The organism is Neobacillus piezotolerans (assembly GCF_003362805.1).
Lineage (GTDB): Bacteria > Bacillota > Bacilli > Bacillales > Cytobacillaceae > Bacillus_D > Bacillus_D piezotolerans.
Genome location: NZ_QNQT01000002.1, coordinates 563,686 through 580,730 on the forward strand (window position 1 = coordinate 563,686; position 17,045 = coordinate 580,730).

At 48.2% G+C, this 17,045-nt stretch carries 16 protein-coding genes; 3 read left to right on the forward strand and 13 right to left on the reverse strand.

Features of this window, described 5'->3' with window-relative positions; genetic code table 11:
- Window positions 1-3: 3 nt before the first annotated feature.
- The 10 genes from DRW41_RS07750 to DRW41_RS07795 form a co-directional block, all read right to left on the reverse strand.
- On the reverse strand, window positions 4-1,038 hold the full coding sequence (locus DRW41_RS07750; RefSeq protein WP_181884460.1) for an ArsR/SmtB family transcription factor: 1,035 nt from the start codon (window positions 1,036-1,038) through the stop codon (window positions 4-6).
- A gap of 149 nt (window positions 1,039-1,187) precedes the next feature.
- Complete coding sequence (locus tag DRW41_RS07755) at window positions 1,188-1,640, reverse strand: (2Fe-2S)-binding protein (RefSeq protein ID WP_115451645.1); 453 nt, start codon at window positions 1,638-1,640, stop codon at window positions 1,188-1,190.
- A 7-nt stretch (window positions 1,641-1,647) separates the two neighbouring features.
- Window positions 1,648-2,493 (reverse strand): FAD binding domain-containing protein, encoded by an 846-nt coding sequence (locus DRW41_RS07760; RefSeq protein WP_115451388.1) that lies wholly within the window; start codon window positions 2,491-2,493, stop codon window positions 1,648-1,650.
- Window positions 2,480-4,810 (reverse strand): xanthine dehydrogenase family protein molybdopterin-binding subunit, encoded by a 2,331-nt coding sequence (locus DRW41_RS07765; protein WP_115451389.1) that lies wholly within the window; start codon window positions 4,808-4,810, stop codon window positions 2,480-2,482. The genes DRW41_RS07760 and DRW41_RS07765 overlap by 14 nt, the downstream gene beginning before the upstream one ends.
- 96 nt (window positions 4,811-4,906) lie before the next feature.
- Window positions 4,907-5,524 (reverse strand): nucleotidyltransferase family protein, encoded by a 618-nt coding sequence (locus DRW41_RS07770; protein ID WP_115451390.1) that lies wholly within the window; start codon window positions 5,522-5,524, stop codon window positions 4,907-4,909.
- A complete protein-coding gene (locus DRW41_RS07775; RefSeq protein WP_245959390.1) occupies window positions 5,521-6,516 on the reverse strand; it encodes an XdhC family protein in 996 nt (331 codons plus the stop codon). The genes DRW41_RS07770 and DRW41_RS07775 overlap by 4 nt, the downstream gene beginning before the upstream one ends.
- Before the next feature lie 96 nt (window positions 6,517-6,612).
- Window positions 6,613-7,617, reverse strand: a complete 1,005-nt coding sequence (locus DRW41_RS07780; RefSeq protein WP_115451392.1) for an FUSC family protein — start codon at window positions 7,615-7,617, stop codon at window positions 6,613-6,615.
- Between the two features lie 321 nt (window positions 7,618-7,938).
- Window positions 7,939-8,337: a VOC family protein gene (locus tag DRW41_RS07785; RefSeq protein WP_115451393.1), complete on the reverse strand. Its 399-nt coding sequence runs from the start codon at window positions 8,335-8,337 to the stop codon at window positions 7,939-7,941.
- The gene (locus DRW41_RS07790; RefSeq protein ID WP_115451394.1) at window positions 8,334-9,104 is read right to left on the reverse strand and encodes a phosphosulfolactate synthase; all 771 of its coding nucleotides are present in this window, start codon (window positions 9,102-9,104) and stop codon (window positions 8,334-8,336) included. The genes DRW41_RS07785 and DRW41_RS07790 overlap by 4 nt, the downstream gene beginning before the upstream one ends.
- Window positions 9,052-9,789, reverse strand: coding sequence for a 2-phosphosulfolactate phosphatase (locus DRW41_RS07795; RefSeq protein WP_115451395.1), 738 nt, complete (start codon window positions 9,787-9,789; stop codon window positions 9,052-9,054). The genes DRW41_RS07790 and DRW41_RS07795 overlap by 53 nt, the downstream gene beginning before the upstream one ends.
- A gap of 326 nt (window positions 9,790-10,115) precedes the next feature.
- Between DRW41_RS07795 and DRW41_RS07800 the strand changes: the two genes are divergently transcribed.
- The 3 genes from DRW41_RS07800 (at window position 10,116) to cysC (ending at window position 12,690) form a co-directional block, all read left to right on the forward strand.
- Window positions 10,116-10,838, forward strand: a complete 723-nt coding sequence (locus DRW41_RS07800; protein ID WP_115451396.1) for a phosphoadenylyl-sulfate reductase — start codon at window positions 10,116-10,118, stop codon at window positions 10,836-10,838.
- Window positions 10,839-10,919: 81 nt separating this feature from the next.
- A complete protein-coding gene (gene sat / locus DRW41_RS07805; protein WP_115451397.1) occupies window positions 10,920-12,083 on the forward strand; it encodes a sulfate adenylyltransferase in 1,164 nt (387 codons plus the stop codon).
- Window positions 12,076-12,690, forward strand: coding sequence for an adenylyl-sulfate kinase (gene cysC / locus DRW41_RS07810; RefSeq protein ID WP_115451398.1), 615 nt, complete (start codon window positions 12,076-12,078; stop codon window positions 12,688-12,690). Before sat ends, cysC begins: the two co-directional genes overlap by 8 nt.
- A gap of 259 nt (window positions 12,691-12,949) precedes the next feature.
- Here cysC and DRW41_RS07815 read toward each other — a convergent pair whose 3' ends face one another.
- From DRW41_RS07815 to aspA, 3 genes are all read right to left on the reverse strand, one after another.
- Entirely contained in the window at window positions 12,950-14,116 is a 1,167-nt protein-coding gene (locus DRW41_RS07815) for an ATP-grasp domain-containing protein (protein ID WP_181884461.1), read from the reverse strand.
- Between the two features lie 193 nt (window positions 14,117-14,309).
- Entirely contained in the window at window positions 14,310-15,014 is a 705-nt protein-coding gene (locus tag DRW41_RS07820; protein WP_115451400.1) for a DUF421 domain-containing protein, read from the reverse strand.
- Window positions 15,015-15,540: 526 nt separating this feature from the next.
- The gene (gene aspA / locus DRW41_RS07825) at window positions 15,541-16,998 is read right to left on the reverse strand and encodes an aspartate ammonia-lyase (protein WP_115451401.1); all 1,458 of its coding nucleotides are present in this window, start codon (window positions 16,996-16,998) and stop codon (window positions 15,541-15,543) included.
- Window positions 16,999-17,045 lie beyond the last annotated feature (47 nt).

The following is a 17,045-nucleotide window of genomic DNA, read 5'->3' on the forward strand; positions in this document are numbered from 1 at the left end:
TAATCAAGTTTTAATAGTAGTAAATTCCTGCAATACTGATTTAAACTTTTCCAACTGAATCGGGTCTGCGGAAAAATATTTAATAGCCCCAATTTTTTCTTCTTTGATCAGATTCGCCTTTTTGAGCAAGTCCAGATGATGGGAAACAGTCGCCGTGGTGACCCCGACATACTCCGCCAATCTCGCGCCATATTCCTTTTTTACGCATAACATCCTTAAAATCAGAAGTCTGTTTGGATCCGAAAGAACTTTAAGTGTTTTAGACAATTCCTTGCTTTTTTCCCTGTCGTCATTCAATGGTTGGGCGTAGCCAAAAATCACAATACAAACCGCATGATTAAAGACACGCATTTTAGATGGGGAAAAACTATAGCTTGGGAAAAAATAATAGAGCTTATAATCACTTGTGCGCCTGAATGTTTTTCCCATTACATATTGTGAAAGTGCGAGAGGTTTCATGTTTAATTTTTTCAGTTCGATTAATGAGTGATCAATGGCTTCTTGTTTTGCCCTAATCAATTTTTGAAAAAAATCGCCATGAACGATGTGGAGGAATGTCTCCAAAAATCCTAACCGGAATGATTGGAGCTCGAGCAAAAACTTTTTAATGAATTGCCGTTTCTCGGGAGTGCTCCACTCATAACGCTCTTCCATGGATTCAATGTCATCTGGTGAAGCAAGGAGCCTTTCTGTTAAATCGCTTGGGATTTCTCCTCCTAAAAAGCTCTGGACAAAATCAATATCGGATAAGGCTGAAATGCCGGTGCAAAAATCCTTTTCATTTTGAAACTGCGGTACTTTTAACAGTAGTTCGAGGCAGCCCAACAGATCATTAGTAGAATAACGGCGCCATTTTTCGATAAAAACCCTTGATGGTTCAGGAAGCGCCTTTTCAACTGATTGGTAATCTATATAATGAAAATCCTTTTTGTTTTTTAATAACATTGCACAAAGGAGAATCATCCCTTCCACAACGGGTGAAAAAAACATATGTACTTGTTCATCCGCCGTTTCTTCGTAATTTATCTCAATGGTCATTCGTCCATCCTCCATAATTGTGTTACCTATATTATAAAATGACCATCTGATATTGTGAAGTAAGGGACCACGGGGCCTCAGCATAAATAAAAAAAGCCATGAGTGGAAACTCCTGGCCGCTTGAATTGAAAATCCAACTACGAAACCCTTTATTTATCCTTCGTCTCTTCCATAGCCGCAAGCACGGCTTCCCTGATTTCCTTATACCCGGTGCAGCGGCAAATATTGGACTCAAGCCAATCCTCCAACACTTTTTCATCAGCGGTTTCCTTCTGGGAAAGTGCATGGCAATTCATAATGAACCCTGACGTACAATAGCCGCATTGGAAGGCGAAGTTCTCGACGAATGCACGTTGGATGGGCGTATCCTTCAAGCCCTCAACCGTCGTGATATCCTTACCCTCACCTTCTATGGCAAGCATGAGGCATGATTTTTGAGGGATGCCGTCAACTAGGACGGTGCAAGCCCCGCAGTCCCCATTCAGGCAGCCGGGCTTTGACCCTGTCAGCCCGAGCCTCCCACGGATAATATAAAGCAATGTATCGGCTGGCCGGACCGTAACAATTTCTGCAGCGGAATTGATGGACAGCCGTACGGTCATCCTCGGATCATTGGCCAATTTTTTCACCCTCCAGCTCACGGATGGCATCCGCAATCATATTTTTTAACACGTAGAGTCGATACTCCTTCGAGCCTTCGACATCATCGAGAATGGGGGAAGGGAGGCTGCCCAAAGCCTGGTCCGCCCTTTCTTCCGGAGTAATTTCTGTATCATTCACGGCCTTTTCTATAGGTGCGGAGCGGAACGGAAAGGGAGAAACCCCGCTGAACGCCATCCTGATTTCTTCACCTTTTTTAATAGCGGCGAGTGTTACGAGCGGATAGCCGGTTTTCCACTGCTTACGCCTTTTTTGTGTAAAATAGGGCAAGCTCAAATACTCTTTTTCTATTAAAATTGTGAACACAAATTCCCCATCCTGCAATTTGATTGTTTGATTGAAAATATCGTTTATTGGTTTGTAGGCCAGTCCTCCGGGTCCCATTATCCCGACCAGGGCGTCTGTGAGCAGCAATGGCAGCACCGCTTCCCGGTAAAAAATTTTCCCGCATATATTCCCGCCAAGTGTGATTTTGTTGCGGGCGGTCCGATCGGCGATTTCACTCACCGTTTTGCCGAGAAGGGGGAAGGAATTGTCCTCCACGATGGATGTTAGCGTCACGCCGCCCCCAATCACCAAATATTGTTCATGCAAAGAAACCTCCCCATAGCCAGGCAGCCCTTTAAGGTCAATTACATCATCCGCGTAATCTAGGCCAATCCGTCCAAGGGTAATCAGTTCGGTTCCCCCTGAAAAATAAAAGGGGGTTTGTTTCTGGTTTTTTGCTGCCTGAAAAAGCCGGACGGCATCATGTGCCCCTGTTGGTTTGAAATACCGAAAGTTAAACGGTAGCATTTTTCATCCCCCTTGAAGCCCGCCATAACTGCTCCGGAATAAGGGGAAGGTGGTTCAACTGGACGCCAAGCGCGGCCGACAGGCAATTTCCAATGGCGGCGGGCATCCCAATCAACCCATGCTCGCCAACGCCTCTTGATCCATACGGCCCGGCCAGATGGGGAGTTTCTACAAAGTCGACGATGTATTCGGGCTGTTCCCCATAGTGGAGCGGCCTGTAAGTCCTAAGCTGCGGATTTAGGACCCTTCCATTTTCATCGAACACAAATGTTTCTCGTCCCCCAAATGCGATTCCCATGCTCATTGCACCCATTACCTGCCCAAGAGCGGCTTTATAGTTCAGGACCCTCCCGATATCGATGACTGCATACGCTTTAAGTATGCGATACGTATAATCCCTTGTGTCGAGCTCGAGTTCAATTCCCTCTGCCCCTACTGTCCATTCAGGGCCGGGCCGACTTTTTCCAGTCTGGGGGTCAAGCCTCGTAATCCGGTTTTGTGTATAATTCCCGGTGGCCAGGATCTGTCCGCCAATCGTCTCGCCGTTCGGGAATTTGTATCCGTAGGCGATATCTTTTACATCAATGCTTACGGTTGGATCGTCGATGTAAAAAACTTTTTCGTATGCCACCTCAAGGTCATCGGTGTCTACATGCAATACACAGGAAGCACGTTCCTTCAGCTGCCGAATGGCGTCCTCGGCGGCCGCGAGAACCGCCCTTCCGCCCATCAGCGTGCCCCGGCTTCCGACTGTCTTCCAATGCTCTGGCGTTGTCTGAGTATCGATCAGCATTTTTACATGAATCCGTCGAATATCCATCTTCATCCGCTCCGCCAAAATTTGCGCCAGCACCGTTTTTGTGCCCGTGCCGATTTCGACAACCCCAGACATAATGTTGATACTGCCGTCGGGATTGAAGGTAAGGATGGCTCCGGAAGTTGCATCTGTATCAAAAGTCGAGGTCTTCCAAATACAGCAGACGCCTTTTGCCCGGATTAACCGTCCTACTTTCTGGATTTGCGGCTCCCCTTCCCAATTCATTAGTTCCTTCAGCCTGTCGATGCATTTTGGGAGGTCGCCGACAGTGCTTCGGTTCAGGACGACCTGGGTCGGGGTCATATCGCCTGGCATGATCGAATTTTTCCGCCGGAGTTCAAGCGGGTCCATCGAAAGCTTTTTGGCAAGTACATCCATCGTCCGCTCAAAGGCAAAATGGACTTCAGAATGGCTGTAGCCCCTGAATGCGCTGGCATACGGATGATTTGTATACATGCAATACGAGTCGCAGTAAATATGCTCAATGTCATATGGGCCGGTACAGTCAACCGCCCCGGCACGGCTGATGTCGACTGATTTATCGGAGTAGGCCCCTCCGTCCCACAGGAAGATAATTTCTGTTGCTTTCAGGATTCCATCTCGTGTCGCGCCAAGTTTTACAGTTGCGTCGAGCCCGATATGGCAGGGGGAGGTAATCATGTCCTCCTCCCGGGAATTAAAGAGCTTGACCGGCCGGCCGCCCACCGCTTTTGAGGCGAGATAAGCTATGATTTCAAGCTGGATGGCCGCCTTGCCTCCATATGCCCCACCGACGAGGGGGGTATGGACGATGACCCTGCCAGGCTCGATGCCAAAATACCAATTAAATAATTTTTTGATAGCGAAGGGAGCCTGGGACGATGTCGTAATTTTTATATAGCCATCCGGCATAATTTCGGCAATCGAGGCCCTTGTTTCCATCGCAACATGGTCAGAGGGATTGAAATCGATTTGGAATTCCACGACTACCTCGCTTTCACGGAATCCTTTTTCGATATCGCCTTTCCTGATTTTATCCAGTGTGGCAACATTTGTGCCGGGAATCGGATACACCCCTGGCGGTTTTTCATAATCGCCCAGCTGCTCATGGACAAGGACGGCATCTTTTTGAAAAGCCTGCCTTGGTGAATTCACGACAGGAAGAGGCTTGTAGGATACCTTGATCAGGTCAACCGCCTGCTTTGCGATCACCGGTGTTTCCGCGACAACAACCGCGACAGGCTCGCCGTGATACCGGACCCTCTTGTAGGCGATTGGCGACCTGTCCTTGATTTCCTCGCCGACGAGCGGGAAATGCTCATTTCCGAGAATCGCTTTCACCCCAGGCACTTTCCAGGCATCGGAAAAGTCCATGCTGGCGATTTCGGCATGGGCGTAGGGGCTTACCAGCATCCTGGCATGAAGGGTTCCTGTTTCCTGGAAATCGTTCGTGTACTTCGCCCTGCCTGTCACTTTATCAAACGCTTCCTTTCGGATCACACTTTTCCCGATATACTCCAACCAAACCACCTCGATTCAAATTGCCTGTTCAGTTCTGGTACCTAAACGAAAGAAACACTTTTCTGAATAGGAGGTATTATTGATAGTCAAAACACATCAACTTTCCAACTGCCGCACTATTGCTTTATATTCCTCCATCGTGTCAAGATCAATAAAAAGCCTTGGACATTTGAATTCGATTGCCCGCCCGAAGGCCTTTAACTCACCTCTGATCAAGTCGCGAATGCCGCGGTCACCCTCGAGATTTTCAAATAAGGAAAAACACTCACTTGAAAACAAGATTGGCGGCATCGGATTGCCCCCGGGTCCCAAAGCTCCGACAAAAGGGCTGGGAGCAGCCATAAAAGAGTCTATTAACGTATCAATTATTTTAAACGTAACAAAAGGCTGGTCTGCAAGGAGGACCATCACTGCATCCGCTCCTGACTCGGCAGCCTTTTTGATTCCGCTGCTTAAAGAGGATCCCTGCCCTTTACGAGCGTCGCATTCCACCTGGACGTATCTCTTATGTTCCCGGGTTCCAACAAACCAATCAGGCAGCCAATCCAGCCGGTCTCCTTGCCTCGTTACGACAAAAACAAAATCCAGTCTTGAGAGGAGGGCCTGTTTAAGGGCAATGCTTCCTAGCGGCAGCCCTCCAAGCGGCAGCATCCGTTTATCCGTTCCCATCCGCCTGCTACAACCGGCTGCCAGGTAAACCCCATCTATTTTCAACAGTCGGTCTCCTTAGTTTTGCGTATTTCCATAATCATTTCGGAAACGATGCTTACGGCTATTTCTTGTGGCCCGCGCGCGCCAATCGCCAAGCCAACTGGAGAATGAAGATAATCAGGAAATGGCGTACCCCGAAGCAGCCGTTCAGTTCGCTCCCTGGGCCCGAGAACTCCCAGGTAAAATAACGGACCGGATTCTAGCAATCTGGCCAAAATTTTTTCGTCCTTCTCAAATTGATGTGTCATGACGACCGCCAAATCCTCGGGAGAAAACGAGAGGTCAGTGAACGCTTTTTCAAGAGGCTCTATTAGGAGCTTGGTTGCCTCCGGGAACCTCTCAATCCTTCCAAAAGCCGGCCGCCAATCGATTACGGTGACATCAAAGCCAGTTTTGGAGGCTAGGGAAGCAACCGGGATGGCATCATCACCCCCACCAAACACAAAAAGTCGGGGCTTCGGCTGCAGATGATGGACAAACACGAATCCGCCAGTTTTAAAGTCGGGATGAAGCCCTGTTGGCAGGCGCCAAAATGTTGCCGCTTCCAAGCATATTCCTGATTCATCGGCGAGAAAAAAACGTTCATCGGAAACCTTCATATCGTGAGTGAACCGGATGACTCTTGTGACTGCTTTTCTTGTATCAAGGTATTTTTTTGTGAAGAGCAGACCCGAAAGCAGCGAATCGCAGACAGGCTCCAACAGGATGGTCAATCTTCCATTGCAGCCCGCTCCTCGTCCCCACGCTAAGTCATCCTCATTTGCCATATCAAAATGGAGGACGCATCGTTCCCCGAATTCGAAAAATTCGGATGCCCGCTCTATTACATCCGCTTCAAGGCAGCCAGCCGACAGGAGCCCGAGCTTAGATTTGTCCGGAAAAATCAGCATCGACGCCCCTTCCTTTCTGTAGGCGGAGCCATCAACATGAATAATGGTCGCAAGTACCATCGGCATATTCGGTGAGAGGGAAATCATTTCGAGCAGTTGATTCATCGTATCCACTGTTTCTCCTGCTTTCCTCCAATTTTCATCTCTATATGGATATTCCTCCGCGCAAAAAAATATCCCAGGCCGGGCGGGCGAGGGATATCACTTCAACCGTTGTAGCAGTCTTCGGGTATCTAGATAAAAGGCGTTTCTGTACACTTCACTGTTTTGGCCGTGCGGAACGGCTAGAGTTGATTGGAGGAGGTCAATCAAGGCTTCGCGCCTTTCCTGATTGATGTCCGAAGAGCCGGCATCCTTAAAAAAATCTTTTAAAACCTGCAAATCAGTTTTAAGCATAGTTTGGTCAATGGGCGAAAGAGTTCCTGTTTTTTCCCATTCAGAAAGGGTGCCGATCACGGCGGAGGCATATTCAAATCCATTTTCGAGCAACTTGAGCCGTGTTTTATGACTCGAAAGAGCTTCTTTATGTTTTTTTCCTAGAGGGTTGAATTTTAGGCTTCTTGAAGCAATGTTAAGAGAGTCCTTAACCGTATGGAGGTCGTCTAGCAAATCCTTACGCCGGTTCTCCATTTCCGTCCGCTTATTGGCCCCCCATTCATCATCGACCCAATTGGCCATTTCCCCCAAGAGTACTGACAACTTGTGGCTGGTCTTTTTGATTGCTATCTCAGCGTCTTTTGTAAAATCAGGAGGAAATAGAATCATGTGAACAATAACAGCGACAGCCGCGCCAATGATGGTGTCCACGACACGGTCAAACCCATAATCGCCGGACTTTCGCTCAAAGGTGAAAAGCAGAAGGATTGTGAGCGCCACCTGGTGGATAGCGGTTTCGTCCATCTTAAGCCACTTGGCCGCTAACGTCCCGGCAAGCATCAACAGGCCGAGCGACCAGCCATTCATGGGAAGGTGGCTGACAAACCAAGAAACCATCAGCACACCAACCACAGTTCCCGCAATCCGGTGAAACGAGAACCTGATTGATTTGTAGATGGTTGTCTGCAAGCACAAAATAACTGAAAGCGGAGCGAGATATGGGTGGTTTGAGCCAGCCAATTTAGCCAGTTCCCAGGAAATCGCGGAGGCAATCGCCATTTTCCAGATGAGCAATGTTTTGTTCGCGAAATCTTTTTTATCCTTTTTCATGCTGGTCCTTCTTTCAAATGTCTTCTTTATAGAGTTCTTTTGCGGGCATCGTTTTATTCGGCGTTTAAAATCGGGGTAATAAAGAAAAAGTCCGCTTCCTCAATAAAAGGGATAGCGGACTTCCTATCGTTTCGGTTCAGTTCATTTTATTAAACTCGGGAACAAATTCCTAAATCCTTGATTCGGGTTCATAAAAACAAAATAGGGTTCATAAAATTTCGATCCCGGTTCATAAATCTGGGAAGAGGTTCATAAAACTGAGATTCCGGTTCATATATTCAGGATTCGGTTCATAAACCAAAAATCAAACCGCAAACATGATTAATAAACCATTCCCTCATCATGATAATATTTGAATTCGAGCAGGTTGTTCGCCGGGTCGATCAAAAAGAACGTAACATGCTCTTCTATTTTGCCTGCGAACCGGACCATCAGCTCCTGGAAAAACGGCAATTCGTTCGTTGTCGCATGTTCGAGCGCCTGGTCGAATTCCTCCCTATTAAGGAATGTGACCCCAAAGTGCCGCGGGTACATTTTCGGAGCGGGGTCGATTTTATCCGGATTCAAGTGGCAGACGACCTGGTCGCCGAAAAAGTCGAAGGTAACCCTGTCATGGTACCGGCGCGCAAGCCTGCAGCCGAGTTTTTCATAAAAATCCACTGTCTCGTCAAGGTCCTTGCACGGAATCGCAAGGTGGAACACTTTGTTTGTATCCCTCATTTTACAGCCTCCTCGAAAAGGAAAAATGTATCGGAACGCAAGCCGAGCCGGAGCGTTTCAAGGGCGATCGCGTCGCTGAACGGGATGTTCGCCAAATTTGCATTCGGGCCGGCAAGCCTGATGAATTCTGTTTGCATTTTTTTCGTCGGCGCTTCAAACAAAATCCGGTCAAGGGGAATGCCGGAAGCAAGGATGTCATTGACGATGTCGAAGCGCATTTCCCCGTTTGGCTGGCAGATGCCGCTTGTTCCGCTTTCCCTCGCTTCCGTGATGACTTTGGCCGCGCCAGCCTCAAGGTCCTCCTCTATGGACTCAAGCCATTCTGAAGGGGAGGCGGTTACACTGCTGTCCTTATTACCAACTTCACTGAAGACGGTGAACTCTTTCGAAAAATTGGTGATATGCCTCGCCTTTTCCTTGTTCGGTATTGGCAAAGTCCCGTTTGAGATTTCGATGTGGTTACAGCCGAATCGTTTGCAATAATCGTAGTAATCGTCCAATTTGTTTTGGCTGAGGAATTTTTCAAAAAGCGTCCCACCGAAAAAAAAGCTGACGCCATTATCCTGCAATACCGAAATTTTGCTTTGAAGGCCAGGCGAAACAATCGATGTGCCCCACCCGAATTTTACAAAGTCCACATAGGGAGAGGCGCTTTTAATCGTATCAGTAAAAAGTCCTTCAGGCACGCCGTTGTCGATTAGGACGGTTACCCCATTAAACCTCGGCTTCGCTTCTCTTTCCGGCAGGTTCAATCCTATATAATTCATCGTAATCCACCCTCACAATCGTTGGGAGTTCCCCCTTGCAATCCACATGCATCACAAACCCGCCAGTTAGTTCCCTCGTACAATAATCAATGTCCTCAGCCTGGAATTCCGGCTGCAGCGTATCAAAAAACTTCCTCGCCGGCCCTGAACGCCTGATTCTTCCGGCGACAGCTTCCCCGGAAATGAAATCTTGGCCTTGAAGAATTCCTTTTATATATTCGGCGCAAGCAAGGTCATCGTCCCCATCGGGATGGGAAGCGATAATATTGACGGTTGAACCAGGGGGCCACAGTTCAAGGACACACTCAGCTGTTGCCCTGGCGTTTGAAAAGCCGGTCACAAACACCCCATCGGCATCAAGAGCATTCAGCGCGGCTTTGACCCCGTTCGTCGTCTTTTGCACAAGCGTCCTTCCCCGAACATCGGCGGCGGCCATTTTTGCGGGGGAATTATCGAAGTCAAACCCTGGGATTGGAAGCCCCCGGATTTCGCCGGCAAGCAAATAGTCCGGATTTTTTTCTTTTAAAAGAAAGGCCTGGCCTTCGGTTTCAGCGAGGATGATTTCCCTGGCCCCGCGGAGGAACGCGTAATGGGCGACCGTGAACGCCCTTACAACATCAATGACGATATTCACATCCGCGCGCGGCAGCCGGGGGCAATGGCCCTGGTAAATGGTTGCTTTCATGTTTTGCGCTCCTGTTCGTTAATGCCTAGTCACTCTGCCAAAAGTATATGCCCAAGACACGAAAGCGTGACTTATCCCGCCCTTTTTGCAGCTGGCCTTTAGTGAAACTTCCATCAGCGGCGACTTTTCCCTGATGGTATTTAGACTTACTGTCCCTTAAGACTTGGAAAAAATAGGCGCATACCCTTCCGGAAATAGGCTTTTACCCTCCGAACTTTTGGGAAGAAAAATGAATATTTTGTACATAGGTTTTAACCTGGTTTAACAGTTGGAAGGGTTGTTGGCTGAAATGGACCTGTTCCAAAAAGGAATGCGAGGGGAAGGAAATGGGGAATGTGCTCACCTATGAAACATGGGAGGAAGATAAGGCTGGATTCGTGCTCGAAGGACTTTCCGATACAATCGAAGTGCTGAAGTGGGCGTACAGGGAATACGGCGGGGAAATTGTCTATGCCTGCAGCTTTGGCGCGGAGGGCATTGTTATGCTCGATCTGATTTCAAAAGTAAACAAGGAAGCGTCGGTCCTGTTCCTGGATACCGGCCTTCACTTTGACGAGACATACGAACTAATCGAGAAAATCAAGGGAAAATACCCTCGGTTCAAGATAAATATGGTCAAACCGGACTTAACCCTCCCTGAGCAGGAAGCTCTCTATGGGAAGGAATTATGGAAATGCGACCCAAACCTTTGCTGCAAAGTCAGGAAGATCGAGCCGCTTTCGCGTGAGCTTGGAAACGTGAAAGCCTGGATTTCCGGACTGAGGAGGGAGCAGTCCGAAACGAGGAAGCATGTCCAGTACATCAACAAGGATGACCGGTTTAAAAACATAAAAATCTGCCCTCTCATCCATTGGAAATGGGAAGATATCTGGAATTATATCACCCTCAACAGCCTTCCCTATAATCCGCTCCACGACAGGCTTTATCCGAGTATCGGCTGCCAGCCGTGCACCCAGCCGGTAATAGAGGGGAATGATTTGCGGGCGGGGAGATGGGCAAATACAGGCAAGACGGAATGCGGCCTTCATCAAACGGGAGGGAACGGCTGAAAATGGCCTGTCCTCTGCCCGGGCGACCGGGTTTTTTCAGGAGATGAACAGACCACTTGAAAGTGTAAGGAGGAAATTTACATGGTCGAACCTCACGGGGGAGTCCTGGTCAATAAAGTAAATGACGAATATTGGGTGGATGAAAAGAACATGTCAGTCGAACTGGATGCGATGGCCCTCAGCGACCTTGAGTTGATTGCGATTGGGGCGTATAGCCCGCTGGAGGGTTATATGGAAAAGGGCGACTACCTTTCCGTCGTTGAAAAGATGCGTCTTGGGAACGGGCTGGTCTGGAGCATTCCAATCGCGCTTCCCATATCGGTGAAGGAAGCACAGCGGATTAAGCCTGGCGATACGATCAACCTGGAACGGGAAGGGACCATTTATGGCATCATGGAAGTCACCGACAAATACGTCCCTGATAAAAGGAAGGAAGCGAGGCTTGTATATAGGACCGAAGATATTGGCCACCCGGGGGTAAAAAAGCTTTTCGACCGGGGGGAAGTTTACCTTGGCGGCCCGATAACCATGGTAAAAAGGCCGGCAAATCAATACCAGGAACAGAACCGCGGCCCGAAAGAAACAAGGGAACTGTTCCAACAGCGCGGCTGGAAGACAATAGTTGGCTTCCAAACTCGGAATCCGGTCCATCGTGCCCATGAATACATCCAAAAGTGCGCCCTTGAACAAGTCGATTCCCTTTTCCTGCATCCGCTCGTCGGCGAGACAAAAGCGGACGATGTTCCCGGTGATATCCGCATGAAAAGCTATAAGGCGCTTTTGGAAAAATATTACCCGAAGGACAGGGTCCTGTTATCGGTTTTTCCAGCAGCCATGCGGTATGCCGGCCCCCGGGAGGCGATATTCCATGCAATCATCCGGAAAAACTACGGCTGCACCCATTTTATCGTCGGGCGGGACCATGCCGGCGTAGGGAACTATTATGGAACGTACGATGCCCAAAAAATATTCGCCAATTTTACGAAGGACGAAATCGGCATCCAGACCTTATTTTTCGAAAATAGCTTCTACTGCGAAGTATGCGGAAATATGGCGTCGGTAAAGACATGCCCCCATGATAAAAAACACCACATCGCACTTTCCGGGACAAAAGTCAGGGCGATGCTTCAAAAAGGTGAGGCGCCGCCGCCGGAATTCAGCCGCCCGGAAGTGGCCGCTATATTGATAGAGGGCATGAGGATGCAACAGGCCTCCCTTCAGGAGATGGTAGCGAAAAATGAGTGAGCATATAGTTTGGCACCCAGCTGCAATCACAAAAGCGGACCGCCAAAATTTGAATCGGCATAAAAGCTTTGTCCTTTGGTTCACGGGACTGTCAGGTTCAGGGAAATCAACCCTTGCCAACGAGGTCGACCGCCAGCTTTTCAGCATAGGGGTCAGAAGCTATGTCCTCGATGGGGACAATGTCCGCCACGGCTTGAACAAGGGACTTGGATTCAGCATTGAGGACCGGGTCGAAAATATCCGGCGGATCGGCGAAGTTTCAAGGCTTTTCGTCGACAGCGGCCAAGTTGTGCTGACGGCATTCATTTCACCGTTCCGTGAAGACCGCGACAGGGTTAGGCAGTTGTTCGAGCCCGGTGAATTCATCGAGGTTTTCGCGGATTGCCCGCTTGAGGTGTGCGAAAAGAGGGATGTAAAAGGGCTTTACGAAAAAGCGCGCCGGGGTGAAATCCGTGAATTCACAGGAATTGATTCCCCGTACGAGGCGCCGCTTGATCCGGAACTCAAAATCGATACCACGTCGGCGTCGGTGGAGGAATGCGCAAAGCAGGTCATCCGCTATTTGCAGAATAATGGAATGATAGGACTCGAAAGCCAAATTCCATAAAGAGTGTAAAACTCAAAAAGCATAACCGCCTTCCAGTGGAGAGGCGGTTATGCTTATTAAAAAAGAATTTGCCAGTCCTGTCGAGTGCTAAAAGGGCGCTTGCGCTTTTCCTTGTCCAGCTCCAGCGCCCAGCGCCTAGTATACTTCGGTCCCCTCGCTACGATAAGTCAACATCGATTCGCCTTCGCTCATCGTGTTTCCTTTATCTCCATCGGGGCCCTCCAGTCCATACGGCGCTAAACGGGCGCTTCCGCTTTTCTTAGTTCCAACCTTTTTCGGCCAGATATTGTTCTTTTTTCAAAATATCATCCCGCGATTCGCCGATCAATATGCCGTTAATGAATGGCTTCATGCCCGGGTTGCTTTCATCGTCAGGATGATAGATTGCCAGCGGAATAAGCGTTCCGGTTTCAATCATGTTTTTACAGACTGAATGGAAATCATCCCATTCGGAATCGATTTTCCAAGTTTTATACATCATATCCTGAGTATTATAGCTTTCAAAAATGCTGTCTTTCAGCAGGAGTGCGGGTGTGGAACCATTCAGCCGGAAATTCAGGTCGATGCATACCACCCGCCCGTCCTCAGACAAAAGGATATCGAATCCGGCGACCCCTTCGTATCCAAGTTCGCATGCCTTTTCCATGATGGATTTCCCAAGGGCGATTGCCTCATCAGGCGGCTCCTCGGCGTTCGAAATCCAGTTGCCTTTATACTCGCCGGAATCAGTCGTGATTTGTTCACCAGCGCCAAGGTAAATGATTTTTCCGTCATGCATTTTGGCAAATTGGATGCAGTAATTTTTCTTAATATCAACAATCTCTTCAATTACAATGCTCTCGCTGTCTTCCAGGTTTTCTAGCGCTTCGGCGAAATCCCCATCCGTATGGCAAAAGAAGACGTCAAATCCGCCTCCGTTCGGGAGGTCCGTCCCGGCTTTCATAACAAATGGCAAACCCCACTCGTCTTTAACCGACCCGGCTTCCGAAGGGGTGACAACAATCCGTTTCGGGCGATGTTCATGAGGGACGAATTCCCCGAGGTTCGCTTTATTATTCAAATAGGAAAATACATCTTTATCAATCCAGTACTTTTCCTCCGGCACCTCGGTTTCCGGGACAGGCTGGTTCAGCACCTTTTTCAGTGGGCTGCTTTTAAGCTTGTCCAACAGACTATAGAAGCTTTCCTCCGAATCATAAACGAGGAGGTTTGAGGCGGGGGTGATTCCCGCCTTTTCAAAAAGGCCAAGCGTTTCATCTGTCACTGTCCGTCCATTGCACACGAGAGGCATGTCCCCCGCAATTGGAAGTAGCGCCCCCGTTCGGAAATCATCCATGTTAACATCTGACGGAACCCAGCCCATGCCCTGGAATGAAACGCGCGGATTGAAAACAAGCTCCGGCCCGAATATATCTTCTAAAGTCATTGAAGGCTCTATTTTCATTGTTTAAAGGTCCCTCCCTTGAGCAATTTCAAATCGCCAACTAACATACCATTACCCGGAAATGCTAACTTTTAAAATACGCTCCCGTAGTATCCTGATATTGCCAAAGGTGATTTATCAGATCCATGCAAAAAGGAGGACGGGATTTATCCTCCCATCCTCCAAAACCCACCTGCTATTTATATAAAAAAATTGACACTTGATCATTCCTGTCGACTGTGGCGAGCAGTATATCTGCGACATCTGCCTGATAGTTGCGTTTCATGGTGGATCGGACCCATTCCTCATCCTTGCCGATTCTTTTCAGCTCTTCGAAATTGAGTTTCCCTTCCTTAACAATGACCCCGGGCAAAAAGAACGGCTCTGTGCCTATTTTTAATGTTGCCGGCGTTACCGGTTCGTGCTGCGGGTCGAGGAAAAAAGAAATCCGCCCGTCCGCTTCCCAAATAGCAAGCGCGACTTTTTTTACGTCTTCGATCTTGTTTTCACGCATTTCCTCCAACAGGACATCGAGGGAGATCCTGGCTTGTTTCAGCCCGGGATAAAGGATGCCGCCGTTTTCGATGAGTGTGATAGGAGCATGACTGACCAATCGCCTGAACCATGGCCATTTTAAAAGTAAAAAAATCCCCAGGCTATACAAAGAGACAAGGACGATTGTGGTAATAAGAGACCCCTTCATACTTAGGTGATGGTCCGACAACGGGTGGGCAATAATATTCCCGATTACCAAAGCAATCACAAAATCAAGCAGCCTCAATTTCGAAATCGCCCTCTGTCCAAGAACTTTTGCAACCACCACCAAAAAAACAAATCCAACAACCGCCCGAAGAATCCACTCTAAAGTGGATAGGGTTTCATCCATTTGATAAAAATCCATCCGTTAGCACTTCCTTGCCCATACCGTTTTTTTCACTGATTAAAAGGCTACTTTTACTATTTCCAAACTTTGGTACACCATGCAAAAAATCAAAATGGTTAGACGATTAATAATGATTTCCAGGATGAAAACAGTTTTGAGGAGGTAATCCATTTAGAAAAGGTTTCATGCCGTTGATGAGGTCAGTTTTGGGGTGGGAATCCGGTTGAAAGTGTTTTTATGGCTTTGATGAAGACAGTTTTGAATGGAAAATCGTGTGGAAGCGTCTCTTGACTAGTGAAAAATCACCATCTGTTTTTTGAAAAAATAGTAAGTGTAAGACGCTTACTATTCGTCCTGAAACTTGATAGGAATAAATCACTAGTCCTTTCGCGGACGGAACCGAAGTGTCCATGGAACTTTAATAATGAAGGCAGGAACCGAATGACGGCCCCTGCCTTGTTTTCTTAGCTACTAAAACAGCTCATGAATGATTATGCGGTTGCCTCTTTATGCATCGCACCGGCCCTGCCGAATTCCATTTTTCCTACACCATTACCGGCTCTTTGGATGAATCGGCCTTTTCTTTCATAAGGGATTTGCCAGCAATTCCGGGGTGCGTCATTTCATACGGGTTTAGAATTACGTCCAAATCGGATTCAGTGAGCGCCTTCCGTTCGAGGACGATATCCCTGACAGGCCTGTTCGATAATATTGCTTCCCTTGCAATCGATGCGGCAGCTTCATAGCCGACATGCGGATTGATTGCCGTGATGACGCCGACACTATTATTCACATAGTCTTCCATTCTTTCCTTGTTGGCGGTAATGCCTTTTAAACAATGTTCACGGAAGACCCCTAAAACATTTTTCATAATTTTAATGGATTGAAGAAGATTGAAAATAACGACCGGCTCCATGACATTCAGCTCAACTTGGCCGGCTTCGCATGCCATGCTGATGGTCAGATCGTTTCCAGCCACCTGGAATGCACATTGGTTCAGGACTTCCGCCATGACAGGGTTTACTTTTCCCGGCATGATGGATGAACCTGGCTGGCGCGGCGGAAGGTTAATTTCCCCTAGTCCGCACCGTGGGCCAGAAGCCATCATCCTCAAATCATTTGCAACCTTCGACATATTGAGCATACAAATTTTTAAAGCGCCGGAGACCTCGATATAGCAATCCGTATTTTGGGTGCCATCAACAAGATTTTCGGACCCTTTAAGCGGAAAACCGGTGAACTCAGCCAAATAGGCTACGGCTCTTTTAATATAGGCAGGGTCAGCATTCAGGCCTGTCCCAACGGCAGTGGCCCCCATATTCACTTCGTAAAGATGCTCACGGGTAGTTTGAATCCTTTTAATATCCCGTTTCAGCACGCGGGCATAGGCTTCGAATTCCTGGCCAAGGCGGATAGGCACCGCGTCCTGCAAATGGGTGCGGCCCATTTTAATGACGCCGTCGAATTCCTTCGCTTTATTCATGAATTCATCGTATAAATCGTCCATTTCTTTTAAAAGGCCTTCCAGTCCGCTTAGTGTGGAAAGATGGATTGCGGTAGGAAATGCGTCATTCGTCGATTGGGCCATATTGACATGGGTATTCGGGCTGATAATCTTATAGCTGCCTTTCTCTTCACCCAGCAGTTCAAGGGCGCGGTTGGCAATCACTTCATTGGCGTTCATATTGATCGATGTACCCGCCCCTCCCTGGATAGGGTCCACGATGAATTCCTCATGTAGGCTGCCAGCAAGGATTTCATCCGCGGCGGCTGCTATCGCAAGTGCAATCTTTCCATCAAGCTGCCCAATATCGGAGTTTGCCAGGGCTGCCGCTTTTTTAACAACGGAAATCGCCCGGATCAGCGCTTCATCGATCCGGTAGCCTGTAATTGGAAAGTTTTCAATTGCCCGCAGCGTTTGAACGCCGTAGTATGCATCTTTTGGAACAGCCTTCTCACCAAGAAAATCCTTTTCAATACGAAAATCCGTTTGGTATGCCATTTCGTCATCTCCTATTTTAAAATGATACACAGCCGCCCGAATAGGGG

Coding starts and splice junctions, on each gene's coding strand:
- DRW41_RS07750 (WP_181884460.1), bottom strand. CDS start 1,038: ATGACCATTGAGATAAATTACGAAGAAACGGCGGATGAACAAGTACAT.
- DRW41_RS07755 (WP_115451645.1), bottom strand. CDS start 1,640: ATGACCGTACGGCTGTCCATCAATTCCGCTGCAGAAATTGTTACGGTC.
- DRW41_RS07760 (WP_115451388.1), bottom strand. CDS start 2,493: ATGCTACCGTTTAACTTTCGGTATTTCAAACCAACAGGGGCACATGAT.
- DRW41_RS07775 (WP_245959390.1), bottom strand. CDS start 6,516: ATGAATCAACTGCTCGAAATGATTTCCCTCTCACCGAATATGCCGATG.
- DRW41_RS07780 (WP_115451392.1), bottom strand. CDS start 7,617: ATGAAAAAGGATAAAAAAGATTTCGCGAACAAAACATTGCTCATCTGG.
- DRW41_RS07785 (WP_115451393.1), bottom strand. CDS start 8,337: ATGAGGGATACAAACAAAGTGTTCCACCTTGCGATTCCGTGCAAGGAC.
- DRW41_RS07790 (WP_115451394.1), bottom strand. CDS start 9,104: ATGAATTATATAGGATTGAACCTGCCGGAAAGAGAAGCGAAGCCGAGG.
- DRW41_RS07795 (WP_115451395.1), bottom strand. CDS start 9,789: ATGAAAGCAACCATTTACCAGGGCCATTGCCCCCGGCTGCCGCGCGCG.
- DRW41_RS07800 (WP_115451396.1), top strand. CDS start 10,116: ATGGGGAATGTGCTCACCTATGAAACATGGGAGGAAGATAAGGCTGGA.
- sat (WP_115451397.1), top strand. CDS start 10,920: ATGGTCGAACCTCACGGGGGAGTCCTGGTCAATAAAGTAAATGACGAA.
- cysC (WP_115451398.1), top strand. CDS start 12,076: ATGAGTGAGCATATAGTTTGGCACCCAGCTGCAATCACAAAAGCGGAC.
- DRW41_RS07815 (WP_181884461.1), bottom strand. CDS start 14,116: ATGACTTTAGAAGATATATTCGGGCCGGAGCTTGTTTTCAATCCGCGC.
- DRW41_RS07820 (WP_115451400.1), bottom strand. CDS start 15,014: ATGGATTTTTATCAAATGGATGAAACCCTATCCACTTTAGAGTGGATT.
- aspA (WP_115451401.1), bottom strand. CDS start 16,998: ATGGCATACCAAACGGATTTTCGTATTGAAAAGGATTTTCTTGGTGAG.